This is a genomic window from Massilia cellulosiltytica (assembly GCF_047325105.1).
Taxonomy (GTDB): Bacteria; Pseudomonadota; Gammaproteobacteria; order Burkholderiales; family Burkholderiaceae_D; genus Telluria; species Telluria orientalis.
This window is the reverse complement of sequence record NZ_CP168562.1, coordinates 6,008,676-6,035,358: the sequence shown is the minus strand read 5'-3', so window position 1 is coordinate 6,035,358 and position 26,683 is coordinate 6,008,676. Positions and strand designations below refer to the sequence as shown.

The following is a 26,683-nucleotide window of genomic DNA, read 5'->3' as shown; positions in this document are numbered from 1 at the left end:
CACGCCGGTCATATGCCGGCGTGCATGAATGCTATGCGTCTCGCGTATTCAGAACTGGTACTGGACGCTCGCGCCCAGGACCCAGTTGCGGCCCGGCGCCGGCTCGTAATACCGCTTGTTGCTGTCGCCGACGATGACGGAGCCGACGTAGGTACGGTCGAACACGTTGTTCACGCGGGCATACTCGCGCACGCGCCACGCGCCCAGCGGTTGGCTGGCCTGCACGCGCGCGTTGACGATCGCATAGCCCGGTGCCGGCGTCGCCGCGTTGGCATCGTCCGGATTGACCTTGCCGCTGGCGATGGTTTCCAGCGCCGCCTGCAGGTGGCCGTCCGCATCCTTCCACGCCAGCTCGCCGAACAGGCTCGTTCTCGGCACGCCCGGCAGGCGGTTACCTTCGGCGACGCCGGTGAACGCCTCGTCGTAGATCGCGCGCAGCACCGTGGCGGCCACGCGGGCGGAGAAACCCGCGCGCAGGTCGGCGTCGAGCGACAGCTCCAGGCCTTGGCGCAGGGTGGCGCTCGCGTTGCGGTAGCTCGTGCGGCCGCCGCTGGAACTGTCGACGACCAGCTCGTCGTGCGTGCGGACCTGGAAGACGGCCGCGTTGACGCGCACGTCCTGGCCGACCAGGGCCTTGGCCCCAAGCTCCAGCTGCGTGCTCGTGGCCGCGCCGAGGCGGTAGTTGAAGCCGTTGCCCGTGCCCGAGTAGAACACTTCGTTGAGCGTGGGAGTCTCGAAGCCGCGCGCCGCGCTCGCGTAGACGTTCAGCGTGGGCGTCACCTTGTACAGCGCGCCGAGCAGCGGCGTCGTGTGGCGGTAGTCGACGCTGCCGCCGTCGTTGCCGTTGGCCAGATAGTGGTCGTCCACGTCGAAGCTCACGCGGCTGTGGCGCAGGCCGCCCGTGAACACCCATTGCCCGCGCTCCCATTCCAGCTGCAGGTAAGGATCGACGTTGCGCACGTCGTCTTCCTCGTCGCGGCGCAGGTTGCCCTTCACGCCGAACGTGCTGCCGACGTAGTTCTCGTACCCCTTGCGCGCGTCGTTCGATTTACCGGCTTCCAGGCCGACGGTCGTGCGGAGCGTACCGTCGCCGAGCGGGCGCACCATCAGCCAGTTCGCATCGAAGCCGTAGAAATCGCGGTCGAAGTCGACGACGCCGCCGGAATGGCTGGCCGGTGCCTGGAACGCCTTCGAGAACGACTGGTACTGGATCACGCTGCGGTTGCCGCCATAGACCGCGACGTGCAGGCGGTCCTGGCCGAACTTCTCGTCCCACGCGAGGCCGACCTGCGTGTGGTGGATGCTTTTACGGGTGTCGTAGCGGTCGGCCAGGGTGCGCTTGGGCGTCTGCGGGTCCGTCGCATCGATCTCGCCGGCGCGCGGGTCGCGCTGGAACGTGGCCCAGGTGACGCCCAGCGGGTCCTGCGTGTCGTCCTGGCGCAGGCCGCTGGCGGTCACCGTCAGCTTGCCGGTCGCGGACGTGTCGAAGGTCAGCTTCGCATAGGCCTGGTCGCGCGTAGCGGCGCTGTGGGCGCGGTAGCCGTCCGTGTCGAAGCGCGAGCCGTCCAGCAGCCAGCCGAACGCGCCCTGCTTGCCGCCCGTGTTGACATCAAGCTTGCGCATGCCGTCGCTGCCGGCCGAGACATTCGTTTCGATGTAGGGTGCGCCACGTGGATCACGGGTGAACAACTGGATCACCCCGCCGGCGTGGTTGCCGTACAAGGTGGAGAACGGGCCGCGCAGGACTTCGATGCGCTCGGCCATGTCGAGGTTGAACGTCGCGGCCTGGCCCTGGCCGTCCGGCATGGTGGCCGGAATGCCGTCCGCGACGAGGCGCACGCCGCGCACGCCGAACGCGGACCGGGCGCCGAAGCCGCGCGAGGAGATCTGCAGGTCTTGCGCATAGTTCTGGCGGTTCTGCACGACGAGCCCCGGCACCGTAGCCAGCGCCTCGGATGCGTTGACGCGCGGCTGGGCCGCGCCGATGCGGTCCGCGTCGACGACGTCGATGGCGGCCGGCAGGTCGAAGCTCGTGTGCTCGGCGCGCGTGGCGCTGACGACGACCACACTCATCGGCACATCGGGTGCGGCGGCGGCGGCCAGGGGGGCGGCGGCGAACAGCGCCGCCACGAAATTCAAACGGTGATTCATCTTGTCTCCTGTCGAATGGTCGCCCTTGTCGTCCGGGCGCTGACCATGAGCGCATGCAATATACCTGCCAGCCCGGAAACGTGCTGTCCGCATGGCATGGCGCTTGCAATCCTGAGAGTACCGACCACACTCAAAGGACCATCATGTCACGTCTTCGTTCCCTCATCGTCCTGCTGGCTTGCAGTTTCGGCGCCGCGCAGGCCGCCCCCTTCGCCTACGTCCCCAACGAAAAATCCGGCAGCGTCAGCGTGATCGATACGGCCACCGGCGCGGCCGTGCGCCAGATCGCAGCCGGCAAGCGTCCGCGCGGCATCGCGGCCGATCCGGCGGGCAACCATTTGTACGTCACGGACGCAGCCGGCAGCGCGCTGCTCGTGCTGGATGCCGCCAGCGGCGCGACCTTGGCCACGATCCCGCTCGGCAGCTCGCCCGAGGGCGTGAACGCATCGCACGACGGCCGCTGGGTCGCCGTCGCCGTGGAGGATTCCAACAGCGTGGCGCTCGTCGACGCGGCCGCGCGCAAGCTCGTCGCCGACATCCCCGTCCAGGGCAAGAATCCCGAGCACGCCGTGTTCAGCCCGGACGGCCGCTGGCTGCTCGTCTCGGCCGAGAACGCGGAGCAGGTCGACGTGATCGATGTGGCCGCGCGCCGCCAGGTCGGCTCGATCGCGGTGGGCCTGCGCCCGCGCGGCATCGGTTTCTCGCCGGACGGCACGCGTGCCTACGTCGCGTGCGAACTCGCGGGCGCGGTGTACGTGCTGGACATCGACAAGCGCCGCAGCATCGCCACGATCCCGGCGGGGAAGAACCCGGCCGGGATCGTCGTGTCGCCCGACGGGAAGACGGTATTCGTGTCGAACGGCGCGGACGGCAGCGTGATGCGCATCGATGCCGCGCGCAATGCAGTGGACGCCACCATCGCCGTCGGCAAGCGGCCGTGGAACATGGCGCTGACGCCGGACGGCAGCCGGCTGTACGTGGCGAACGGGCGCTCGGACAGCGTGTCCGTGATCGACACGGCCGCGGGCAGCAAGACGGGCGACATCGCCGTGGGCCAGCTGCCGTGGGGCGTGGTGATCCGCTGACCTGTTCAAGTTTGGGACACCTGTACCAGAAACAGCCGGCGCCAGGCGGTCCAACACGGCAAAAACAGGGGAAAGCGGGCTGGCACGGGGTTTGCGAAAGAAGGGATGTACCGAGCAAACACCAGTGCCCGCAATGGCCACTGATTCGGCCACCCAACTCACAACGAAAGAGGATGACATGAATCTCGCAGACATCAGCAAACTCGGCGTCGCCAATCCGTTCCGCCAACGCTACGACAACTTCATCGGCGGCAAATTCGTCGCGCCGGTCAAGGGCGAGTACTTCGCCAACGTCACGCCGATCAGCGGCCAGCCGTTCTGCGAAGTGGCGCGTTCGACGGCCGAAGACGTGGACCTGGCGCTGGACGCCGCCCACGCCGCCAAGGACGCCTGGGCGAAGACGTCGCCGGCCGAACGCGCCAACATCCTGAACCGCATCGCCGACCGCATGGAGCAGAACCTGCGCCTGATCGCGACCGCCGAGACCATCGACAACGGCAAGCCGATCCGCGAAACGATGGCGGCCGACATCCCGCTGGCGATCGACCACTTCCGCTATTTCGCGAGCTGCATCCGCACGCAGGAAGGCGCCATCTCGACCATCGACGACCAGACCTACGCCTACCACTTCCATGAGCCGCTGGGCGTCGTCGGCCAGATCATCCCGTGGAACTTCCCGATCCTGATGGCCGTGTGGAAGCTGGCCCCGGCCCTCGCCGCCGGCAACTGCGTCGTGCTGAAACCGGCCGAGCAGACCCCGGCCTCGATCATGGTGCTGGTCGAACTGATCGCCGACCTGCTGCCGGCGGGCGTGCTGAACATCGTCAACGGCTTCGGCCTGGAAGCCGGCAAGCCGCTGGCGTCGAGCAAGCGCATCGCCAAGATCGCCTTCACGGGCGAGACGGGCACCGGCCGCCTGATCATGCAGTACGCCGCGCAGAACCTGATCCCGGTGACCCTGGAACTGGGCGGCAAGTCGCCCAACATCTTCTTCGCCGACGTGATGGACGCGGACGACGACTTCTTCGACAAATGCCTGGAAGGCTTCGCGATGTTCGCGCTGAACCAGGGCGAGGTGTGCACCTGCCCGTCGCGCGTGCTGATCCAGGAATCGATCTACGAGAAATTCATCGAGCGCGCGCTGGCGCGCGTGGCGCAAATCAAGGCCGGCAACCCGCTCGACGAGGGCACGATGATCGGCGCCCAGGCGTCGAAGGAACAGCTGGAAAAGATCCTGTCCTACCTCGACATCGGCCGCCAGGAAGGCGCGCAGGTTCTGGCTGGCGGCGAGCAGGCGAAGCATGACGGCGACCTGTCCGGCGGCTACTACGTGCGTCCGACCGTGTTCAAGGGCGACAACAGCATGCGCATCTTCCAGGAAGAGATCTTCGGCCCGGTCGTCTCGGTGACGACGTTCAAGGACGAGGCGGACGCGCTGCGCATCGCCAACGACACGCTGTACGGCCTGGGCGCCGGCCTGTGGACGCGCGACGGCAGCCGCGCCTTCCGCGTCGGGCGCGCGATCCAGGCGGGCCGCGTGTGGACCAACTGCTATCACCTGTACCCGGCACACGCCGCATTCGGCGGCTACAAGCAGTCGGGCATCGGCCGCGAGAATCACAAGATGATGCTCGACCACTACCAGCAGACCAAGAATCTGCTGGTGAGCTACAGCCCGAAAGCGCTGGGCTTCTTTTAACTGGCAGAGAGGCGCCATGACAGCCAATATCGAACGCGTCCTGGCGACTCCCGCCGCGCTGGCCTTTATCGGCGAGCTGCGGCGGCGCCACGGGCCGCTGATGTTTTTCCAGTCCGGCGGCTGCTGCGACGGCAGCACGCCGATGTGCTACGCCGCCGGGGAATTCGACCTGTCCGACACGGACGTCTACCTGGGCAACCTGGACGGCGCGCCGTTCTACATCGGGCTGGAGCAGTTCGGTTATTGGGAACACACCCAGTTGATCATCGATGTGGTGGACGGCAACGGCGGCATGTTCTCGCTCGATAACGGCACGGGCCGGCGCTTCCTCACGCGCTCGCGCCTGTTCACGGACGAGGAAAACGGCCAGCTGCGCGCGCAGGCGCCAGGACCTTGAACATCAGTAGCGTGGGCCCCCGGCCCACGCGTAGTGCCTACAACGACAACAAAGGAGACAAGCATGAAGACGAGAATGACCATCCTGCTCGCAGGACTCGCCCCGCTGGCGTTCATCGCCCAGGCGGCCGACATCACCAACGCGATGATCGAGAACGCGGCCAAGGACACGAAGAATGTGCTGTCCTTCGGCATGGGTACGCAGGGCCAGCGTTTTTCGACGCTCACCCAGATCAACACCAAGACCGTCGGCCAACTGGTCCCGGCATGGTCGTTCTCGTTCGGCGGCGAGAAGCAGCGCGGGCAGGAATCGCAGCCCATCATCGCCAACGGCAAGATGTTCGTCACCGCGTCGTATTCGCGCATCTATGCGATCGACCTGAAGACGGGGAATAAACTGTGGAAGTACGAGCACCGCCTGCCGGAGGCGATCATGCCGTGCTGCGACGTCGTCAACCGCGGCGCCGCCGTGTACGGCAACCTCGTCATCTTCGGCACGCTGGACGCGCAACTGGTCGCCCTCGACCAGAACACCGGCAAGGTCGTGTGGAAGGAAAAGGTCGACGACTATGCGGCCGGCTACTCCATGACGGCCGCGCCGCTGATCGCCAAGGGTGTCCTGATCACGGGTGTCTCGGGCGGTGAATTCGGCATCGTGGGCCGCGTGGAAGGCCGCAATCCGCTGACGGGCGAGCTGCTGTGGTCGCGCCCGACCGTCGAAGGCCATATGGGCTACAAATACGACAAGGACGGCAAGGCGCTCGATGCGGGCGTCACCGGCACCGTCAACAAGACCTGGCCGGGCGAGCTGTGGAAGACGGGCGGCGCGTCGACCTGGATGGGCGGCACGTACGACCCGGCCACGGGCCTCGCGTACATCGGCACCGGCAACCCGGCACCGTGGAACAGCCACCTGCGCCCTGGCGACAACCTGTATTCGTCGTCGACGCTCGCGCTCGATCCGACGACGGGCCAGATCAAGTGGGCCTACCAGAGCACGCCGAACGATTCGTGGGATTTCGACGGCGCCAACGAGTTCGTCACGTTCGACATGAACGGCAAGCGCTACGGCGGCAAGGCCGACCGCAACGGCTTCTTCTACGTGATCGATGCGAAGACGGGCCAGCTGCAGAATGCCTTCCCGTTCGTGAACAAGATCACGTGGGCGAGCGGCATCGACCTCAAGACGGGCCGCCCGAACTTCATCGCCGCCAACCGCCCCAGCGATCCGACGAAGGGCGACGGCAAGAAGGGTTCGACCGTGTTCGCCGCGCCGGCCTTCCTCGGCGCGAAGAACCAGATGCCGATGGCGTACAGCCCGCAGACCGGCCTGTTCTACGTGCCCGCCAACGAGTGGGGCATGGAGATCTGGAATGAACCGATCACGTACAAGAAGGGTGGTGCCTACCTCGGCGCCGGCTTCACGATCAGGCCGCTGAACGACGACTACATCGGCGCGCTGCGCGCGGTGGATCCCAAGACGGGCAAGATCGTCTGGGAGAACAAGAACACGGCACCGCTGTGGGGCGGCGTGATGACGACGGCCGGCGGCCTCGTGTTCTACGGCACGCCCGAAGGCTTCCTGAAGGCGGTCGACGCGAAGTCGGGCAAGGAACTGTGGAAGTTCCAGACCGGTTCCGGCGTCGTCGCGCCGCCGGTGACGTGGGAAGACGGCGGCGTGCAATACGTGGCCGTCGTCTCCGGCTGGGGCGGTGCCGTGCCGCTGTGGGGCGGCGAGGTGGCGAAGAAGGTGAATTTCCTGGAGCAGGGCGGCTCGGTCTGGGTCTTCAAGCTCGCTTCGAAAATCTGATTTGAACACCAGGTAAGTGGTCAGGGAGGGTTATGCATCGGCTGCGGCGGCGGCCGGCGTCAAGACCCTGTTTTGCCGCGGCTTCGGCCGCGGTTTTTTTTATTTATATCGTTTAGTTCGTTTTGATGTGCGGACGGTCAAAACTGCAACACCTGATCCGATTCGCCACAGAAAAATACGCTGTTTCTTCGCTTTTCCCCCGGTGAGCGACCGGGCACGCAACTTGCCATCACTGTCGGTACATCTCAACGATGTATCCCACTACAAACAAGAAAGCGAGGAGACAAATGAAGAAGGTTCACGCATTGGCCGTCATGGCCTCGATCGGCGCCTGCACGCAGGCTTCGGCGGTCGACCTGAAGGCCGGCGACTGGACGGTCAACGTCGGCGGCATCGTCAACGCTTATTACACGGGCGTCTCGTGCAGCGGCGATGCCGTCGGCGGGCTGGCGCTGGGCGGCCGCGCGCTCGGCTGCGGCGGCGAGGATCACCGCACCACCATCGGCAACGGCCTGCTGCCCAGCGGTCTCGTGACCTCGGTGTCGTCGACGCAGGGCGGCTTCGACGTCACCGCCAAGATCGGCATCTACGTCGCCACGGCGACGGACAGCGCGATCGCGCAAAACAGCACGGTCGACGTGCGCCAGGCCTTCTTCACGTTCGGCCGTGCGGACCTCGGCACCTTCAAGCTGGGCCGCGACTACGGCATCTTCGGCGCCAACGCGATCCTGAACGACATGACCCTCGTCGGCGCCGGCGCGCCGGTGCAGGCCACCCAGCGCGGCCGCGTGACGCTGGGCCACATCGGCGCCGGCTACAGCTACCTGGGCACGTATGGCCAGATCGTCTACAGCACGCCGAAAAACGACGCGGGCATCGGCTTCGACTTCGGCGTGATGAGTCCCGTGTCCGACACGCCGGTCATCGCCGGTCCGCGTTACTCCACCCGTTCGAGCCCGCAGGTGCAGGCGCGCCTCTCGTTCGCGCAGGACGGTTTCAAGGCCTGGCTCGGTGCCAAGACCCAACGCTTCGAAACGCAGACGCCGGGCGCGAGCGACCTCACGATGAACGGCTTCGAAGCGGGTGCTTCGTACCAGCTGGGCGCCGCCGGCCTGCTCGTCAACGCGCAGACGGGCCGCGCGCTGGGCATCCTCTCCGACGCCGACCAGGGCGATGTGCGCTCCAAGAACTTCCTCGTGCAGGGCACGTTCAAGACGACCGATGCCCTCAAACTGGGCCTGTCGTGGGGCCGCAGCGCCAATGACGACAACACCGTCGGCACGGGCGGCCTGAAGTCGAACGCCAACCTGACGGCCGGCGCCTACTATGCGCTGAACAGCGCGATCACGCTGGTGGCCGAGGTGGGGCAGACCCGCTCGAAGGGCTTCGGCGGCGCCACCGCGCGCATGAACGGCGGTTCCGTCGGCGGCATCATCTTCTTCTGAAGCGGCCATGAACCTGCTCCGCCTTCTCATCTGCTGGCTCCTGCTTTGCGCCGCGGCGCACGCCGGCACGCTGACGCAGGCGGAGCTGGCGCGGCGCTTCCCGGCGCCGCTGGTCGTCGGCGAAAAATCGGCCGACATCCCGGCCTGGCCGCTGTTCAAGCAGAACGGCACGGTGACGGAACTGGTCGGCTACGCGTTCGAATCGGCCGACCTGGCGCCGGTGCCGGGCTTCGCCGGCGTGCCGCCTAACCTCCTCGTCGTCATCGACCCGAAAGGCACCTTCCTCGACGTCGCGGTGCTGTCGCAGCACGAACCCGTGTTCCTGGAAGGTCTCGGGGAAGCGCCCCTGCGCGAGTTCCTGCAGCAGTACCGCGGGCGGTCGCTGGGGCAGGGCATCACGGTCGGCGGCGGGAAGGGCAGCCTGGACGGCGTGTCGAAGGCGACGGCGTCCGTCCGCATCATCAACCAGAGCGTCCTGTCGGCCGCGCTGAAGGTGGCGCGCGCCAAGCTCGGTTTTGCGCAGGGGCGCGATCCGGGCCGCATCGGCCGTATCCGCATGGATGTCTTCGCGCCGTTGTCGCTGCAGGAGATGCTCGATGCGGACCTCGTGCGGCATGTCCGCGTGCGCCGGGGCGACGTCGAGCGGCTGTTCGCGGGGAGTAGCGGCGCCGGCCTGGATGCGGAGGCGCTCGCGCAACCCGACGACGTCTTCATCGACCTGTGGGTCGCGTGGGCCTCGGTGCCGGCCGTCGGCCGCAACCTGCTGGCGCCACGCACGTGGACCCGCCTGCAGGGCAGGCTGGAACCGGGCGACCACGCGCTGCTCGTGCTGACGGCCGGTCCGCACACGCTCACCGGCGCGGACTTCGTGCGCGGCAGCGTCCCGCGCGGCATCGTGCTGCGCCAGGACCGCTTGCCGGTGGAGATGCGCGACCTCGATCTCGAACCGCGGCTGGCCGACGGCGTGCACCTGCCTGCCGACGAGATGCTGCTGCTGCGCGTCATCGCGCAGGCGGGCCTGGATCCGGCGCGCGCGCTCGACTTCGCGCTGCCCGTCACGCGCAGCAAGGGGATCGTGTATCCCGAGCGGATCACGCGCGAGGTCGCGTTCTCGTACCGCCTGCCGGAGGCGTACTACATTGCGCCGGAGCGCGCCGCGCCGGCGTGGCAGGCCAGCTGGAAGGCGCGCCGCGTGGAGTTGATCGTGCTGGGCGTGGCGCTGGCGCTGCTCGCGGCCGCGCTGTGGCAGCAGCGCCGGCTGGTGGCGCACGCGCGCCGCTTCGCCTGGCTGCGCCGCGCGTGGCTGCTGTTCACCATCGGCTTCATCGGCTATGCGGCGCAGGCGCAGCTGTCCATCGTCAATCTCACCGGCATCGTGCAGGCGCTGCGCGCGGGGCGGGGCCTGGATTACCTGCTGTTCGATCCGCTGACCGTGGCGCTGTGGGCGTTCGTGCTCGTCTCCCTGTTCATCTGGGGGCGCGGCACGTTCTGCGGCTGGCTGTGTCCCTTCGGCGCGCTGCAGGAATTCGCGGGTCTCGCGGGACAGGCGCTGCGGCTGCCGCAGGTCGCCGTGCGGCGCGTGCTGGATGCGCGCCTGAAGCGGGTGAAGTACGGCGTGCTGGCGGCGATCCTGCTGGCGGCCGTATGGGCGCCGGCGCAGGCCGACCGGCTCGTCGAACTGGAACCGTTCAAGACCGCGATCACGCTGAATTTCGTGCGCGCCTGGCCGTTCGTCGTGTACGCCGCCGGCCTGCTGCTCGTCGCCATGGTCGTCAACAAGGCGTTCTGCCGCTATCTCTGTCCGCTCGGCGCGGCGCTCGCGCTGCTGGGCCGCGTGCGCCTGCTCGACTGGATCCCGCGCCGCGCCGAATGCGGCACGCCGTGCCAGACGTGCCGCCACCGCTGCGGCTACAACGCGATCGTCCCGAGCGGGAAGGTCGACTACGAGGAGTGTTTTCAATGTATGGAATGTGTCGTTATCCACGCAAGCGACGAACAGTGCGCGCCGCGGATCTTGGAACGGAAGCGCAGCCGGACGATTCCGATCGTCCCGGCCCCGGACACCATCGACAGGAGAGCATGATGCACAGAAGAACCTTCATTGCCGCCACCCTGGGCGGCATGGCCGGCGCCGCGGTGGCCGACGCGGCCGCAGCCGACGAGCTGCCGCTGCACAGCGGCGCCGCGCTGGCATTCGGAACGACGATCAGCGTCGCCGTGCGCCATGCGGACCCGGAAGCGGCGCAGCAGGCCATCGCCGCCGCATTGGGCGAGGCGCGCCGCGTGGATGCATTGATGAGCCTCCACCAGCCGCCCAGCCAGGTGTTCCGGCTGAACCGCGACAAGGTGCTGCACGGCCCCGATCCGCACCTGCTGACGGTGCTGGAGCATGCGCGCACGCTGTCGCGCCTGACGCAGGGCGCCTTCGACATCACGGTGCAGCCGCTGTGGCGCGCGTTCGACTCGGCGCACGGCGTGCCGCCCGAGTCCGAGCGCATGCGCGCGCAACGCCTTGTCGGCTGGACGCAGGTGCAGGCGGGGCCGGAACGCGTCGTGCTGGCACGGAAGGGGATGGCGATCACGCTGAACGGCCTCGCGCAAGGCTATGCGACGGACCTCGCGCTGGCCGCTCTGCGCCGGCACGGCATCCGCCACGCGCTCGTCGACACGGGCGAATACGGTGCGCTGGGCCGCACCGGCGGGCGGCCATGGCACCTGGGCATTCGCGATCCGCGCAACGAGGACGCGGTGGCCGCGAGCCTCGTGCTGGACGGGCGCTGCGTCGCCACGTCGGGCGATTACGCATCGGCGTTCACGTCGGACCTGCGCCACCACCACATCTTCGATCCGACCAGCGGCGACTCGCCGACGGAGCTGGCCAGCGTCACGGTGCTGGCGCCCACCGGCCTGGAAGCGGACGGCCTGTCGACCGCGTTCATGGTGATGGGCGCACGCCGCGCGCACGCGCTGGCCGCGCACCTGCCGGGCGTGGACCTGCTCACGATCGGCAAGGACGGCGCGCGCTGGAAGTCGTCCGGTTTCCCGGCCGTCTAGGGGGAGGTCTTCAGATGCGGCAGCTTGCGGTAAATGGTGTTGCGCGAAACGCCCAGCGCGCGCGCCGTCGCCGACACGTTGCCGCCGTTTGCCTCGAGCGACTTGAGGATCGCGGCCAGTTCCATCTCTTCGAGATTGGCGCCGGACGCGATCATCTGCTGGGCCGCGGGCGCGCTCGCGGGAGCGGCTTCGGGCGTCTCCGCGATGTCGTCCAGGAAGTCGTCCGGCATGTGGCGCAGGCCGATTTCTTCCTCGTCGCCGGCCATGATCGCCGCGGTGCGCAGGAGGTTCGTCAGCTGGCGGAAGTTGCCGGGCCATTTGTGGCGCCTGAACAGCCGCAGCACCTCGTCGGAGATCGTGTGCGTGCCGCCGGTTTCCGTCTCCGCCGAGAGGATTTTTCTCACCACCGTTTCGAGGTCGGTGCGCTCGCGCAGCGGCGGCAGCTTCACCACGAGGCCGTTCAGGCGGTAATACAGGTCTTCGCGGAACAGGCCCTCGGCGATGCGGCGGCGCAGGTTGTGGTTCGTCGCACAGATCACTTCCACGTTCACCGGGATCGACTTGCCGCTGCCGAGCGGGGTGACCATCCGTTCCTGCAGAACGCGCAGCAGGCGGGCCTGCAGCGGGTAGGGCATGTCGCCGATCTCGTCGAGGAACAGCGTGCCGCCGTTCGCCTGCAGGATCTTGCCGACCGCGCCTTTCTTGCGCGCGCCGGTGAACGCGCCGTCCTCGTAGCCGAACAGCTCCGATTCGATCAGCGTCTCGGGAATCGACGCGCAGTTCACGGCGACGAACGGCCCTTGGGCGCGCGGCGAATCGTTGTGGATGGCCTGGGCCAGCAATTCCTTGCCGGTGCCCGTCTCGCCCATGATCATGATCGGCACGTCGCGCCCGAGGACGCGGTTGACCTTGTCGATGACCTGTTCGAGCTGCGGGTCGCCCGTGTTCAGGTAGCGCAGGCCGGACAGCCGCCGCGCCGATGCCTTCGCCGGCGGCTGCGCGATGGGCGCCATCTGCGTCGCATCGTCGAACGCGCCGGTGAGCACGTGCACGCCGTTCGTCAGTCTTAGTTCCGCCCGGCCGCGCACGCGCACGCCGTTGTGCATGCACAGGTCGAGCAGGCCCGGTGCCGCCGTGCGGTAATGATCGTAGAGGGCGGAGACGGGAAGACCGAACAGGGAGCTGAACGTATGGGCCTGCAGTGCGGGATACGAGAGGCCCAGCTGGAACAGGCCGTTGCGGTTGGCGGCGAGGAAGCGGCCGCCGGGACTGAACGACGCGATCCCTTCCATCAGCGTGCCGATGAATTCGGGGCGCGTGTGGAAGTGCAGGGTGATCGCGTTTTCGAACGTCGCCGCGAACAGCTGGTTCTCGATCATCAGCGCGGACATGCGCACGAGGGCCATCGTGTGCTTGTGAAAGCTGCGCCGATCGCCGCTGACGTCCAGCACGCCGACCACGTTGCCGCGGTGGTCGGTGATCGGCGCCGCGGAGCAGGTCAGGAAGTGGTTCGCGGAGAGGAAGTGCTGGTCCGCGTGGATCGTCGTCGGCACCCGTTCCGTGATCGCGGTGCCGATCGCGTTCGTGCCCTTGCTCTCCTCGGACCAGGCGACACCCGCCGTCAGCGCGACGCGGTTGGCCTTTTCGAGGAAGTCGGCGTCGCCCAGCGAATGCACGATCACGCCCTGCGCATCCGTCAGCAAGACCATGTTGTGGGTGTTGGCGATCTGCTGGTACAGCGTTTCCATCGCGGGCACCGCGTGGCTGTACAGCAGGCGATTCTGTTCGACCAGATAGGACAGGTCGGTGCCGGATACGGGCGTGAAATCGGGCCGCGAATCGGGACTCAGGCCGAATTGTTCGGAACGTTGGTGCGAGATCGCGATCATCGTTGCCATGTCGTCGCCGGGGGCGAGCAAGCCTGCGTGTTGATAAGTCATTCCAAGTCTCCTGGTTGGCCCTGGACCGCGGCTCTATATTGGGAATCGACTGTTCATAAATGTAGCACCTGTACCAGAACGGAACAATCAAGCGTGTAAATATGTTCCTTTTTATCGATGCTTTGTTTTATGCAACACACAGTAAGCAAGCTGGATGCCAGCTTTTTAGGCACTGCAAAACAGGTCTTGCGCAGGTGCCTGCGGGTTTGCTATAGTTCGCGTCCTGCTTCTGCAGCGCACAAAAAGTTTAACTGAATCAACTAGTTAAGCTTGTCAGATCGATTACATCGAATGTGTTGCAGAAAAACGAGGGGTTGACGAGTTAAGCGAAACACGGCATAATCTCACTCCTCTGCTGCTGACGAACAAAACGATTCGCAAACGCAGCAAGGCAGTACCGAATACAGTTCTTTAACAATAAACAGTCGATAAGTGTGGGCGTTTGATGAAGTGCCAGCAGCTACGTAAGTGGCTGCTGAATGCTTAAATTATCAAATGTTCACGCAAAAGAAATACGTTGCTCAGCAATGAGTGACGGTCAGTATTTTGAGTGAGCGACATGACACGAAAGTGTCAAAACAGAGATTAAACTGAAGAGTTTGATCCTGGCTCAGATTGAACGCTGGCGGCATGCTTTACACATGCAAGTCGAACGGCAGCGCGGGGCAACCTGGCGGCGAGTGGCGAACGGGTGAGTAATATATCGGAACGTACCCAAGAGTGGGGGATAACGTAGCGAAAGTTACGCTAATACCGCATACGATCTAAGGATGAAAGTGGGGGATCTTCGGACCTCATGCTCCTGGAGCGGCCGATATCTGATTAGCTAGTTGGTGAGGTAAAGGCTCACCAAGGCGACGATCAGTAGCTGGTCTGAGAGGACGACCAGCCACACTGGGACTGAGACACGGCCCAGACTCCTACGGGAGGCAGCAGTGGGGAATTTTGGACAATGGGCGCAAGCCTGATCCAGCAATGCCGCGTGAGTGAAGAAGGCCTTCGGGTTGTAAAGCTCTTTTGTCAGGGAAGAAACGGCTCAGGCTAATATCCTGGGCTAATGACGGTACCTGAAGAATAAGCACCGGCTAACTACGTGCCAGCAGCCGCGGTAATACGTAGGGTGCAAGCGTTAATCGGAATTACTGGGCGTAAAGCGTGCGCAGGCGGTTTTGTAAGTCTGTCGTGAAAGCCCCGGGCTTAACCTGGGAATTGCGATGGAGACTGCAAGGCTTGAATCTGGCAGAGGGGGGTAGAATTCCACGTGTAGCAGTGAAATGCGTAGAGATGTGGAGGAACACCGATGGCGAAGGCAGCCCCCTGGGTCAAGATTGACGCTCATGCACGAAAGCGTGGGGAGCAAACAGGATTAGATACCCTGGTAGTCCACGCCCTAAACGATGTCTACTAGTTGTCGGGTCTTAATTGACTTGGTAACGCAGCTAACGCGTGAAGTAGACCGCCTGGGGAGTACGGTCGCAAGATTAAAACTCAAAGGAATTGACGGGGACCCGCACAAGCGGTGGATGATGTGGATTAATTCGATGCAACGCGAAAAACCTTACCTACCCTTGACATGTCAGGAACCCTCGAGAGATTGAGGGGTGCTCGAAAGAGAGCCTGAACACAGGTGCTGCATGGCTGTCGTCAGCTCGTGTCGTGAGATGTTGGGTTAAGTCCCGCAACGAGCGCAACCCTTGTCATTAGTTGCTACGAAAGGGCACTCTAATGAGACTGCCGGTGACAAACCGGAGGAAGGTGGGGATGACGTCAAGTCCTCATGGCCCTTATGGGTAGGGCTTCACACGTCATACAATGGTACATACAGAGGGCCGCCAACCCGCGAGGGGGAGCTAATCCCAGAAAGTGTATCGTAGTCCGGATCGCAGTCTGCAACTCGACTGCGTGAAGTTGGAATCGCTAGTAATCGCGGATCAGCATGCCGCGGTGAATACGTTCCCGGGTCTTGTACACACCGCCCGTCACACCATGGGAGCGGGTTTTACCAGAAGTAGGTAGCTTAACCGCAAGGAGGGCGCTTACCACGGTAGGATTCGTGACTGGGGTGAAGTCGTAACAAGGTAGCCGTATCGGAAGGTGCGGCTGGATCACCTCCTTTCTAGAGTGGCACGGGAGCTAACGCTCCATCATCAAGCGCCTACGCTTATCGGCTGTTGTAAAGTTAAACGAGAACAGTTCGGGTCTGTAGCTCAGTCGGTTAGAGCACCGTGTTGATAACGCGGGGGTCGTTGGTTCGAATCCAACCAGACCCACCAGTTACCAAAATGGGGGATTAGCTCAGCTGGGAGAGCACCTGCTTTGCAAGCAGGGGGTCGTCGGTTCGATCCCGTCATCCTCCACCAACTCTCTGTTCACTGCATTTATGTAAGGCGCAAGCTTTAGATAAGTGTAGTTCTCGTTCTTTAACAATCTGGAAGAAGTAAAGTTTTCTTTAAGCGTGTAGCTAACGAAAGTTGGATGCACACTTAGGGTAGTAATCTGTATGTATCAACAAACAAAGTAAGCTGAACTCTTGTTGTTATGACGTTCCCTGATACTCATGCAGGGGCCAACGTTATAGGGACAAGTGAATAAGTGCACATGGTGGATGCCTTGGCGATTACAGGCGATGAAGGACGTAGTAGCTTGCGATAAGCTGCGGGGAGTGAGCAAACACACTTTGATCCGCAGATTTCCGAATGGGGAAACCCGGCCTTTTAGGTCATTGCATACTGAATACATAGGTATGCAAAGCGAACGCGGCGAACTGAAACATCTAAGTAGCTGCAGGAAAAGAAATCAACCGAGATTCCCAAAGTAGTGGCGAGCGAAATGGGATGAGCCTTGTACGTGATAGTCGATTGAATAGTGGAACGCCTTGGAAACGGCGGCCATAGAGGGTGATAGCCCCTTACACGAAATTCAAACGGTGGTACTAAGCGTACGACAAGTAGGGCGGGACACGAGAAATCCTGTCTGAAGATGGGGGGACCATCCTCCAAGGCTAAATACTCGTAATCGACCGATAGTGAACCAGTACCGTGAGGGAAAGGCGAAAAGAACCCCGGGAGGGGAGTGAAATAGATCCTGAAACCGTGTGCATACAAACAGTCGGAGCCTCTTCGTGGGGTGACGGCGTACCTTTTGTATAATGGGTCAGCGACTTACATTCAGTGGCGAGGTTAACCGAATAGGGGAGCCGTAGAGAAATCGAGTCCGAACAGGGCGACAGTCGCTGGGTGTAGACCCGAAACCAGGTGATCTACCCATGGCCAGGATGAAGGTGCGGTAACACGCCCTGGAGGTCCGAACCCACTAATGTTGAAAAATTAGGGGATGAGCTGTGGGTAGGGGTGAAAGGCTAAACAAACCTGGAAATAGCTGGTTCTCTCCGAAAACTATTTAGGTAGTGCCTCAAGTATCACCATCGGGGGTAGAGCACTGTTATGGCTAGGGGGTCATTGCGACTTACCAAACCATTGCAAACTCCGAATACCGATGAGTGCGAGCTTGGGAGACAGACGTCGGGTGCTAACGTCCGGCGTCAAGAGGGAAACAACCCAGACCGCCAGCTAAGGTCCCAAAGATTGGCTAAGTGGAAAACGAAGTGGGAAGGCTAAAACAGTCAGGATGTTGGCTTAGAAGCAGCCATCATTTAAAGAAAGCGTAATAGCTCACTGATCGAGTCGTCCTGCGCGGAAGATGTAACGGGGCTAAGCCAGTCACCGAAGCTGCGGATATGTGCTTGCACATATGGTAGGAGAGCGTTCCGTAAGCCTGAGAAGGTGTCTTGTAAAGGATGCTGGAGGTATCGGAAGTGCGAATGCTGACATGAGTAGCGATAAAGAGGGTGAAAAGCCCTCTCGCCGAAAGCCCAAGGTTTCCTGTTCAACGTTCATCGGAGCAGGGTGAGTCGGCCCCTAAGGCGAGGCAGAGATGCGTAGCTGATGGGAAGCAGGTTAATATTCCTGCACCGTCGTATGATGCGATGGGGGGACGGATCGCGGAAGGTTGTCCAACTGTTGGAATAGTTGGTTCTTGACTCATAGAAGGTGCTTAGGCAAATCCGGGCACGTAATTCAAGGGGTTGAGACGTGTGTCCTTGTGACACGAAGCAATCGGAAGTGGTTCCAAGAAAAGCCTCTAAGCTTCAGTCATACGAGACCGTACCGCAAACCGACACAGGTGGGCGAGATGAGTATTCTAAGGCGCTTGAGAGAACTCGGGAGAAGGAACTCGGCAAATTGGTACCGTAACTTCGGGATAAGGTACGCCCCGGTAGCTTGATTGGTTTACTCCATGAGGGTGAAAGGGTTGCAATAAACTGGTGGCTGCGACTGTTTAATAAAAACACAGCACTCTGCAAACACGAAAGTGGACGTATAGGGTGTGACGCCTGCCCGGTGCTGGAAGATTAAATGATGGGGTGCAAGCTCTTGATTGAAGTCCCAGTAAACGGCGGCCGTAACTATAACGGTCCTAAGGTAGCGAAATTCCTTGTCGGGTAAGTTCCGACCTGCACGAATGGCGTAACGATGGCCACACTGTCTCCTCCCGAGACTCAGCGAAGTTGAAATGTTTGTGATGATGCAATCTACCCGCGGCTAGACGGAAAGACCCCATGAACCTTTACTGTAGCTTTGCATTGGACTTTGAACCAATCTGTGTAGGATAGGTGGGAGGCTTTGAAGCGGGGACGCCAGTTCTCGTGGAGCCAACCTTGAAATACCACCCTGGTTCGTTTGAGGTTCTAACCTTGGCCCGTGATCCGGGTCGGGGACAGTGCATGGTAGGCAGTTTGACTGGGGCGGTCTCCTCCTAAAGTGTAACGGAGGAGTTCGAAGGTACGCTAGGTACGGTCGGACATCGTGCTAATAGTGCAATGGCATAAGCGTGCTTAACTGCGAGACCGACAAGTCGAGCAGGTACGAAAGTAGGACATAGTGATCCGGTGGTTCTGTATGGAAGGGCCATCGCTCAACGGATAAAAGGTACTCTGGGGATAACAGGCTGATTCCTCCCAAGAGTTCATATCGACGGGGGAGTTTGGCACCTCGATGTCGGCTCATCACATCCTGGGGCTGTAGCCGGTCCCAAGGGTATGGCTGTTCGCCATTTAAAGTGGTACGTGAGCTGGGTTTAAAACGTCGTGAGACAGTTTGGTCCCTATCTGCCGTGGGCGTTGGAAATTTGAAGGGGGCTGCTCCTAGTACGAGAGGACCGGAGTGGACGAACCTCTGGTGTACCGGTTGTCACGCCAGTGGCATTGCCGGGTAGCTAAGTTCGGAAGAGATAACCGCTGAAAGCATCTAAGCGGGAAACTCGCCTTGAGATGAGATTTCCCGGAGCCTTGAGCTCCTTGAAGGGTCGTTCGAGACCAGGACGTTGATAGGTCAGGTGTGGAAGTGCAGTAATGCATTAAGCTAACTGATACTAATTGCCCGTACGGCTTGTCCCTATAACCTTGGCAGTCATTGCCAACGCAAGGGTTCAGCTGTTTGTTGAGACAACAGATTAAGAAACTACTTCTTCCGGATTCAGAGTGACGCATGCAATAAGCTGCGGCACTCGTACAAGTTATGCCTGATGACCATAGCAAGTCTGTACCACCCCTTCCCATCCCGAACAGGACCGTGAAAAGACTCTGCGCCGATGATAGTGCTGCAACCAGTGTGAAAGTAGGTTATCGTCAGGCTAGTTATTAGAAAAGCCCGCTCAGTATGCACTGAGCGGGCTTTTTGCTTTTCAGCGCGGCGCCAGCACCGCCCAGATCAGCACCATCACGACGATAAACGGTACCCAGAGCATCCGGCGATACCGCACCGACAGCCAGTACAGCGCCAGCATCGCGAGAATGGGTGTGTTGCTGTCGAGTTTGCGACTCAGCAGCAGCGCAACGATGCCCTGCAGCGCGACCGCATACCATGTCATGCGTCCGCCGCCGATGAGCAGGGGATTGCGCCGAGCGGTCCGTTCGGCGCGCCTGGCGATCGCATCGTCGGCCGGCGCGGGCAACGACGCCGGCTTGCGCGGTCGGGCCTCCTCTCTCGCAAGCGTGCGCTCCGTCTTGACCTGCTCCTGCGTCTTTTCCAGCACGGGTGCCGGTGGTGTGCCGGCCTGCCAGAAGCCCGGCCACGGCGCCTGGCCTTGCGCGGCGAGTGTACGGAACTGCCCGCCGGCGCGCCGCGCGACCGCATCCGGCGCAGCCGCGTCGCCGTTCCACTTCGCGCGCGCCGCACGCACGCGCGCCAGCAACGGCGCGCCTTTTTCGACGTCGACCATCCGGATGAAGTGCGCATAGCCTTCCAGCGCCGCCAGCACGTTGTCGTTGCCGTTCCACTGCTTGCCGGCCGGTCCATCCTTCTCGACCTGGAACAGCACCGCGCGGAAACGGCGCAGCGTGTCGCGGTCCACGGCGGGCTTCTCGTTGACGACGATGCCCGTCACGCTCTGGCGCGCGTGGCTGCGCATCACGTGCTGCTTGTCCGGATGCGGCGTGAAGCCCTCGTCGATGACGATCTGCCGCACGCGCCACAGCAGCTTGGCCGCCAGCTTGCGCACGGACTCGTCGCCGGAAAACGTCAGGTCGTCGGCATAGCGCGTGTAGCGGAAGCCGAGTCGCGCCGCCGCGCCCTGCAGCCGCGCGTCCAGGCGGCGGCACAGGATATTGGTCAGCGCGGGACTCGTCGGGGCACCCTGCGGCAGCACGCGCGGGCCGTGCGCGACGTGGAACGTCTCGCCGTCGACCTGCACGGTCTCCGTCGCGGATTCGGTGCACAGCAGCGCGAGCGTCGTCGCGACCTGCTTGCCGTAACCGAGCTGGCGGAACACGCCGCGCACGCGCGGCAGCGCAATCGACGGGAAGAAGTCCTTCAGGTCGACGTTGATGACGACCGCCTGGCCCACGTGCGGCGCGGCGTTGCTGACGATGGAGCGGCCGGCCAGGAAGCCGTGCGCGGCCGGGTGCACGGGCGCGCGCGCGAGCACATTGTCGAGGACCCAGTACTGCGCCCGCTTCAGGCGCGGCATCGGCGCCGAGATGATGCGCACGCCGCCCGCCTTCTTCGGCATGGCGAAGCGGCGGTAGTGGCTGATGCGCGACACGCGCCGTTCGAACGCGAGAAAGCGCAGCTCTTCCAGCGACAGGCCCATCGCGTTCGCCAGGTCCTGCGCGTCGTGCATGGACGGCAGGGACAACCGCGCAAGCCGGTCGGCATCGCTGCGCGCCTCGTTCAGGCCGGCCGATACGCCGGCGCCCAGATATAAAAGCTCTTTGCCGCGGCGCGCGTGCCAGGCCAGCGCGCGTTCATGGCGTTCGCGCGCGCGGCGCTGGCGCGTTTCCTCGCGCTTGGCCTTGGCGCGGGCCATGCGTTCCTTGCGCATGCGCTTGAGGGCCAGTGTCGGATCCTCGACCTCGCGCAGCTCGCGACCGAGCGCGCTCAGCGCCTGCTGCAGTTCGGCCTCGCGCTTGATCAACTGCTCGGCTTCGGCCAGCGAGGTGTCGTCCTCGGGCCAGAAGCCGAGCCGTTTCATTTCCTCGAGCGTGACTTCGGTACGCGACGACGCGCGGATGCGCGCATACAAAGCCTCGCGCGTGGACGTGGACGTGGGATAGTCACTCATGGGAACGCCCCGGATGGGAAAGCCCGACTCGGGGCAGCAGGAAGAAACAGGCGCGGCGGGATCGTCATCGAAGGGCCGGCAGGACTGGCGCGCTCAACTCGACGCCAAACGACGCCGGTAGCGCTGACGTAATTCGGCGAATTCACACCGACTCGCGCTACCGGCGTCAGTTTGGCACAGTGAAGAGCGCGCCAGTGACGCATGGGGAGGGCTGAATACGTGGACGGCGATCCACCGTCCGGTTTGCAAGAGCCATCCCGCCGCACCTGTTGAAGGAAGTATAACATCATGCGATCGCCTCGCGGCGTGCATGCACGAGGCGCAGCGCGACCATGTGCGGGCAGGGACCGTGGCGCAGCCGGTGCTGCGTGAACTGGTTGCATTCGCAGGCGCCGTCGGCGATGCGCTGGTCCGCGTCGAGCACGAGCATCGTCCGGTAGCGGCGGTCGCCGCTCCTGGCCGTGCCGGACAGACGTACCGCGCCGCCGGGCAGCGCTTCGACCGGACCCTCGTCCAGTGCGTGCAGCGCCACGATGGCGGCCGCGTCCTGTTCGGCCGCGCTGGCAAAGCGCAGCGTGTCGAGCGGCAGCGGTTCGCGCGCCAGTTCGCGCAGGCGGTACACGCCGTGCGCCAGGTCGTAGATCACGCGGCCGGCCTGCGTGTACAGCGTCAGCGCGCGTTCGACGGCCGCGCGGTCCAGGCCCGTGTCCGCGGCCAGCGCGTCCGCCGTGGCGAACCAGCGCTGCGCGAGGGCCGCATAGACGCGCGACCTGGTATCGTCGTCGACGTCGCCGCGCGGCGCCAGCAGATCGAAACTTCCCGCGCGCGACCAGTCGTTCGCGACCCAGCCCGACAGGCCGAGCGTGAAGCGCATGCCGGGCAGGTCGGCGATCCAGAAGCTGGGCATGCCATTGCCCATCAGGTGCACGGTAAAACCCTGCGCCAGCGGGATCAGGCGTTCGAGCAGCAGCAGGCGGCGCCGGCCCCAGATGCGGATTTCCTCGGCCGTACCGCCCCGGTAGACCGAGCGGCGGCACACGACTTCCACGTTCCACGGTTCGAACACGGCGCGCACCGGTTCGCCCGGCGTGAGGACGAAGCGGATCGAGCGCGGACCGGCACGCTCGCGCCGGCGCCGCAGCACGTGGCAGAAGTTGTGGACGTCCATCGGATGCAGGTCGAGCCGGCGCGCCGGCAGGTTCATCGCGCTGCTCACTTGCAGGAAGCCGCGCACCCACGCATCGGGCACGTCGATCTTTTCCTCGATGAAGGCGGGATCGTCCGCCGTCGTCACCTGGAAGCCGCCGGGATCGATCGCGAGCCGCGTCGTCTTGTAGTCGCGGATCTTCTGGAATTCGTCGTACAGCGCGTCCGAGTAATCGATGTTGGTGGTGCCGCACGCGAACTCGCCCACGTGATCGAACATCTCGTGGTCGCAGCTGAGCGAGGCATAGCTCGATTCGTCGCGGCTGAAGCACTCGAAGAACACGCGGTCCGGATGCACCGTGATCACCGGGTCGAGCACGATCCACATGTCGCGGTTGGTCAGGAACAGGTAGCTGAAGAAGCGCGACTGCGCCTTGTGGAAAGGTTGCAGCACCTTGTCCTTGCGGGCGCGGATCGTCGCGAGTTCTTCGAGGATCGGCGCCTGGCGGGCGCGCAGATCGCTCGACCGGGCCTGGAATTCGGCCAGCAGCCGCTCCTCGTTCGCGGCCAGCCACGTTTTATAGGCCGTCTTGTCGGGCGCCTGGTAACGCTGGTCGGCCGTGACGACGTCGTGCAGGGCCGATATCGCCTCGCGGAACGGCACGCGCCGGTTGACGTCGGCGACGAAGTACGTCGGCGGACGCAACGTGTCCGGCGCGAAGCGCATCGTGGTGGACGAGGCGCCGTTGTCGACGCTCGTCGCGCCGTAGTAGCGGTACTGGAATCTCATGGGGACGTGGAAGCCGGAGGTTGGACCGTCAGCACGGCCGGCAGATGCGGGTAGCGCGCCTGGATCGCGCGCAGGGCTTCGATGTAGCGGGCCTTGTCGCCGATGGCGACGGTGACGACCTGGCGCGCGAACAGGCGCGCGACGAAGGCGGCGATGTCGTCGGACAGCAGCGCCTGTTGCGTCAGGAAATCCTGCACGCGGCTCTTCGCCGTGCGGCCGCGGTTGACCTGCGAGAGCACGGTGAGGAAATACGATTCGAGGCGGCGCAATGTATCGAGGTTGCCCGCGCTGGCGCTTTCCAGCCAGCTGCTGACGAACAGCTGCATGTTCGCCGACGGGTGCTGGCTCAGCTTGAGCATGAAGTCGGCCGCGTCGGCGACGTCCACGTGCGCCGTGATCATCGCGCGGCCGAAGCGTTGCGCGGCAGGGTCGGCATGGTCGCACAGGCTCACGAGCAGCAGCGGCGTCCAGTCCGCACGCGTGCAGACGGCGCCGAAATAGCGGATGGCAAAGGCGCGCGTATCGTCGAAGCGGCTGTCGAACAGGCGCAGCGCCGCCTCCAGCTGCGCCCGCGCGCGTTCGGCGTGCGCCTCGAATGCCGCGTAGGCCCAGCGGCGCACGCCGACGTTCTGGTTGCGGCCGAACGCGGCCCAGTCGGCGACGTCGAACTGCAGCGCGTCGAAGCGGTCGACGAGCGCGGCGCCGAGCAACTGTGCGCCCTTGCTGCGCGCCGCCAGCAGGCGCCGCAGCAGGTCCGGGTCCGCGAGGCCGGGCGTGTGCGCCAGCGGTCCGGTGATCCAGGACAGCAGGTCCGCATGCATGCCGGGGCCGGTCTCGGCGCGGAACAGGCCGTCCAGCAGGGCAGGCAGGAGCTGTTCCGTGAACGCGGCATCGGCCGGCGCCAGGCGCGCGATGACGGGGCCGATGGCCTGGCGCACCTGCGCGTCCGGGGCGCATGCGAACACGGCGACGAGGTCGACCTGCGTGGCGAGCATCGCGTCGGGCAGCACGCCGAACAGCTGCACGCCCAGCGCGCGCACGGCCGGATCGGGATCGCGCAGCAGCGTCGCCAGCACGGTCGGCGGCAGGCTGGACGCCGGCGCCGCGTGCAGCAGCAGCCACTGGCAGGCCAGCGCGCGCACCGGCGCGAGCGGATGGCGCACCAGCATCAGCAGGCGTTCGTACGGCGCCTGCTGCGCGGCCCGTTGCAGCGGATGGTCGAGCGCCCAGACGATGTCGGGCGCCATGGCCGCGGCGGCGTCCCGGTCGGTGCATCCGTCCAGCCAGTCGAGCAGGCGCAGGACGATGGCGTCCGGCTGGCCCGGCAGCTTGAGCGCGGCCTGGCACAGGATCCAGCTCTGGCGCCGCACGGTCTCCGCCGGCGCGCACAACACCGCGACGACGAGGGCCGCGTCGGCCGCATAGAGGTCGGGCGCGCGGCCGATGCAGTCGAGCGCATATTGCTGCGCCTGCGGCAGCGTCGATTGCACGAACAGCAGCAGCCATCCGCCATCCGGCACGCCGGGCTCGAAGCGCCGGCGCGCCGTCTCGAAGGCGAATAGCGCGGTCGGCAGGTAAGGGCTGCGCAGCAGGTCGCGCAGCGTGGCAAGGGGCAGCGCGGCGCAGTACGCCGCGTTGTCGGCGAGGGCACGCGCGGCGAAGGCATGCACGCCCTCGCAGCGGCTGTGCTGCATCAGCCATAGCAGGGCGTCCGGATGCCGGTCCCACAGGTCGGGGAAGGCGTCGTGTCGCGCGTCGTCCGCCGGACGGGCGCCGTCGTGGTACCAGCTCAGGCCCGACGCGCTGTGGCGCAGGCCCGCGCGTGCGCGCAGCAGGTGGTTGAACAGGGGCCAGTGGCCGTAGCAGTCGACGATGCGCCCGGCCGTCCGGACGCGGTTGCTCCGGCTTGCGTCGCGGTCGTCGTAGGTGGCCAGGATGCCGAGGGCCAGCGGGATGAAGTCGGGGGAGGCGTCCTCGCCCAGGCGCCGCAATGTGCGCCAGCCGCGCCGCAGCAGGTAGTGGCGGGTCACGACGCCGTAGGCCACCGTGCTGTCGGGCCGCGCCGCTTCCTCGGCGAAGGTGCGGTAGCCCCTGCGCGTGTGGACGTAACGCTGCGCGGTATGCGCCGTCGTTTCGAAGCGGCGCTGCAGCAGGCCGAAGAGTTCACCGTCGGCGCGCATCTCCGCCATCTTGAAGAGGTGGCGCACGGCGCGGAAGCTGCCGGCGGCGAGCGGCACGGCGCGCAGCGCGGCCAGCAGCACGCGGCGCGCCAGCGGCTGGTCGTCGGCCTGTGCAACCTGGTCGAGCTGTTCCAGCCAGGCGTCGAGCGGCACGTTGCGCCAGCCGTTGCCGGTGGCGGCCCGTGCCACCAACGCATCGATCTCGCCCTGTGCCCATGTCTCGCGCAGGTCGTGCGGCCAGTCGGCGACGAGTGCGTGCGCATGGTCGCGGCGCGCATCGGGGCCGGCCAGCATCAGCCAGGCGTGCAGCGCGACGCGGCGCACGGCATCGCTGGCGCCGCGCGCCGCCAGCTGCTGCATCGCCTCGGCAGCGCCGGCGTCGCCACAGCGGCCGATGGTCCAGGCGATGCAATAGTCCTGCATCGCATCGCCCCGTTCGAGCAGGCCGACGAGCGTCGGCACCGCCGCGGCGAGGCGGCGTTCGCCCACGCGCCAGATCGTGCGGTTGCGCTGCGCCTGCGCGAGCTGGCGCCAGCTGCCGGGTTCCAGGCGCTGGAGCAGGATGCGGTCGGCCTCGGCCGATACAGGGATGGGCGGCGGCGCGGCGGGGATAGATGCGGGTGCGAGATCCGCCGGATCGACGAAGCCCTGCGCCGTGCGCTCGGTGACGGCGAGGTGGAACAGCGTCTCGGCGTCGGCCAGGGCGACGGGTTGCGGCGTGCGCGTCGTTTCGCGCCATTCCTCGCCCATGCGGCCCTGGCGCAGGTTGACCAGGTAGCGGTCGGATGCGCCCGGGGCCAGGCACAACTCGATTTCACAATGGACGATGCTGTCTTTTTGTCGCCGGACCAGGCTCGCCGTTCTGATCAGTTTCACGCATCGCCCTCGGGGTCATGTGGAATCTTGCATTCTATACATCGTTGCTCTCGTGGTAAACGTGCAGACGTGCCGCGATGGGATGGTCCGGCCGCAACTGCAGCAGGTCCCACAGATTGCCGTACAGGTCCGCGAACACGGCCACGGTGCCATAGTCTTCTTCCTTCGGCTCGCGCACGAAGTGCACGCCGTGTCCGCGCAGGCGTTCGTAATCGCGCCAGAAGTCGTCCGTGTTCAGGAACAGGAACACGCGGCCGCCGGCCTGGTTGCCGACGAACGGCTGCTGTTCCGGCTTCGACGCCTTGGCCAGCAGCAGGGTGGTGCCGGTGCCGCCCGGCGGCGCCACCACGACCCAGCGCTTGTCCTGCGCGGGCTGGTACGTGTCGTCCAGCAGCTCGAAGCCGAGTTTGCCGACGTAGAAATCGATGGCTTCGTCGTAGTCGCGCACGACCAGGGCGATGTGGACGATGGCTTGGCGCATGGGAGTTCCT

At 64.7% G+C, this 26,683-nt stretch carries 13 protein-coding genes, 2 tRNA genes and 3 rRNA genes; 12 read left to right on the top strand and 6 right to left on the bottom strand.

The window, feature by feature from the left end:
• Positions 1 to 48: 48 nt before the first annotated feature.
• Entirely contained in the window at positions 49 to 2,151 is a 2,103-nt protein-coding gene (locus tag ACEN9H_RS26415) for a TonB-dependent receptor family protein (RefSeq protein WP_413672644.1), read from the bottom strand.
• Between the two features lie 143 nt (positions 2,152 to 2,294).
• Between ACEN9H_RS26415 and ACEN9H_RS26410 the strand changes: the two genes are divergently transcribed.
• The 7 genes from ACEN9H_RS26410 (at position 2,295) to ACEN9H_RS26380 (ending at position 11,640) form a co-directional block, all read left to right on the top strand.
• Positions 2,295 to 3,236 (top strand): beta-propeller fold lactonase family protein, encoded by a 942-nt coding sequence (locus tag ACEN9H_RS26410; RefSeq protein ID WP_056129737.1) that lies wholly within the window; start codon positions 2,295 to 2,297, stop codon positions 3,234 to 3,236.
• A 178-nt stretch (positions 3,237 to 3,414) separates the two neighbouring features.
• Complete coding sequence (adh, locus tag ACEN9H_RS26405) at positions 3,415 to 4,935, top strand: aldehyde dehydrogenase (RefSeq protein WP_056129734.1); 1,521 nt, start codon at positions 3,415 to 3,417, stop codon at positions 4,933 to 4,935.
• A gap of 16 nt (positions 4,936 to 4,951) precedes the next feature.
• The gene (locus ACEN9H_RS26400) at positions 4,952 to 5,332 is read left to right on the top strand and encodes a DUF779 domain-containing protein (protein WP_056129732.1); all 381 of its coding nucleotides are present in this window, start codon (positions 4,952 to 4,954) and stop codon (positions 5,330 to 5,332) included.
• Positions 5,333 to 5,395: 63 nt separating this feature from the next.
• Positions 5,396 to 7,141 carry a PQQ-dependent methanol/ethanol family dehydrogenase gene (locus ACEN9H_RS26395; RefSeq protein WP_413672643.1) on the top strand — a complete coding sequence of 582 codons (1,746 nt, stop codon included), beginning with the start codon at positions 5,396 to 5,398 and terminating at the stop codon, positions 7,139 to 7,141.
• Between the two features lie 287 nt (positions 7,142 to 7,428).
• On the top strand, positions 7,429 to 8,586 hold the full coding sequence (locus ACEN9H_RS26390) for a porin (RefSeq protein WP_160410926.1): 1,158 nt from the start codon (positions 7,429 to 7,431) through the stop codon (positions 8,584 to 8,586).
• A 7-nt stretch (positions 8,587 to 8,593) separates the two neighbouring features.
• On the top strand, positions 8,594 to 10,669 hold the full coding sequence (locus ACEN9H_RS26385) for a 4Fe-4S binding protein (protein WP_413672642.1): 2,076 nt from the start codon (positions 8,594 to 8,596) through the stop codon (positions 10,667 to 10,669).
• A complete protein-coding gene (locus tag ACEN9H_RS26380) occupies positions 10,666 to 11,640 on the top strand; it encodes an FAD:protein FMN transferase (protein ID WP_413672641.1) in 975 nt (324 codons plus the stop codon). Before ACEN9H_RS26385 ends, ACEN9H_RS26380 begins: the two co-directional genes overlap by 4 nt.
• Here the strand turns inward: ACEN9H_RS26380 and ACEN9H_RS26375 are convergent.
• Entirely contained in the window at positions 11,637 to 13,580 is a 1,944-nt protein-coding gene (locus ACEN9H_RS26375) for a sigma-54-dependent Fis family transcriptional regulator (RefSeq protein ID WP_371765364.1), read from the bottom strand. The genes ACEN9H_RS26380 and ACEN9H_RS26375 overlap by 4 nt on opposite strands.
• A 587-nt stretch (positions 13,581 to 14,167) precedes the next feature.
• Here ACEN9H_RS26375 and ACEN9H_RS26370 point away from each other — a divergent pair.
• The 5 genes from ACEN9H_RS26370 (at position 14,168) to rrf (ending at position 19,272) form a co-directional block, all read left to right on the top strand.
• A 16S ribosomal RNA gene (locus ACEN9H_RS26370) occupies positions 14,168 to 15,696 on the top strand.
• Between the two features lie 80 nt (positions 15,697 to 15,776).
• Positions 15,777 to 15,853: transfer RNA gene (locus ACEN9H_RS26365), tRNA-Ile, on the top strand.
• Positions 15,854 to 15,864: 11 nt separating this feature from the next.
• Positions 15,865 to 15,940 (top strand) — tRNA-Ala (locus ACEN9H_RS26360).
• A 218-nt stretch (positions 15,941 to 16,158) separates the two neighbouring features.
• Positions 16,159 to 19,035, top strand: a 23S ribosomal RNA gene (locus tag ACEN9H_RS26355).
• 124 nt (positions 19,036 to 19,159) lie between these two features.
• Positions 19,160 to 19,272 (top strand): 5S ribosomal RNA (gene rrf / locus ACEN9H_RS26350).
• Together the 16S, 23S and 5S rRNA genes with 2 tRNA genes alongside form the textbook arrangement of a ribosomal RNA operon.
• Positions 19,273 to 19,322: 50 nt before the next feature.
• On the opposite strand, the gene ACEN9H_RS26345 is transcribed toward rrf, so the two are convergent.
• The 4 genes from ACEN9H_RS26345 to ACEN9H_RS26330 form a co-directional block, all read right to left on the bottom strand.
• The gene (locus ACEN9H_RS26345; RefSeq protein WP_413672640.1) at positions 19,323 to 21,200 is read right to left on the bottom strand and encodes a reverse transcriptase family protein; all 1,878 of its coding nucleotides are present in this window, start codon (positions 21,198 to 21,200) and stop codon (positions 19,323 to 19,325) included.
• A 286-nt stretch (positions 21,201 to 21,486) separates the two neighbouring features.
• Positions 21,487 to 23,136 (bottom strand): SWIM zinc finger family protein, encoded by a 1,650-nt coding sequence (locus ACEN9H_RS26340; RefSeq protein WP_413672639.1) that lies wholly within the window; start codon positions 23,134 to 23,136, stop codon positions 21,487 to 21,489.
• Entirely contained in the window at positions 23,133 to 26,192 is a 3,060-nt protein-coding gene (locus ACEN9H_RS26335; protein ID WP_413672638.1) for a hypothetical protein, read from the bottom strand. The genes ACEN9H_RS26340 and ACEN9H_RS26335 overlap by 4 nt, the downstream gene beginning before the upstream one ends.
• 34 nt (positions 26,193 to 26,226) lie before the next feature.
• Entirely contained in the window at positions 26,227 to 26,673 is a 447-nt protein-coding gene (locus ACEN9H_RS26330; RefSeq protein ID WP_056131017.1) for a VOC family protein, read from the bottom strand.
• Positions 26,674 to 26,683 lie beyond the last annotated feature (10 nt).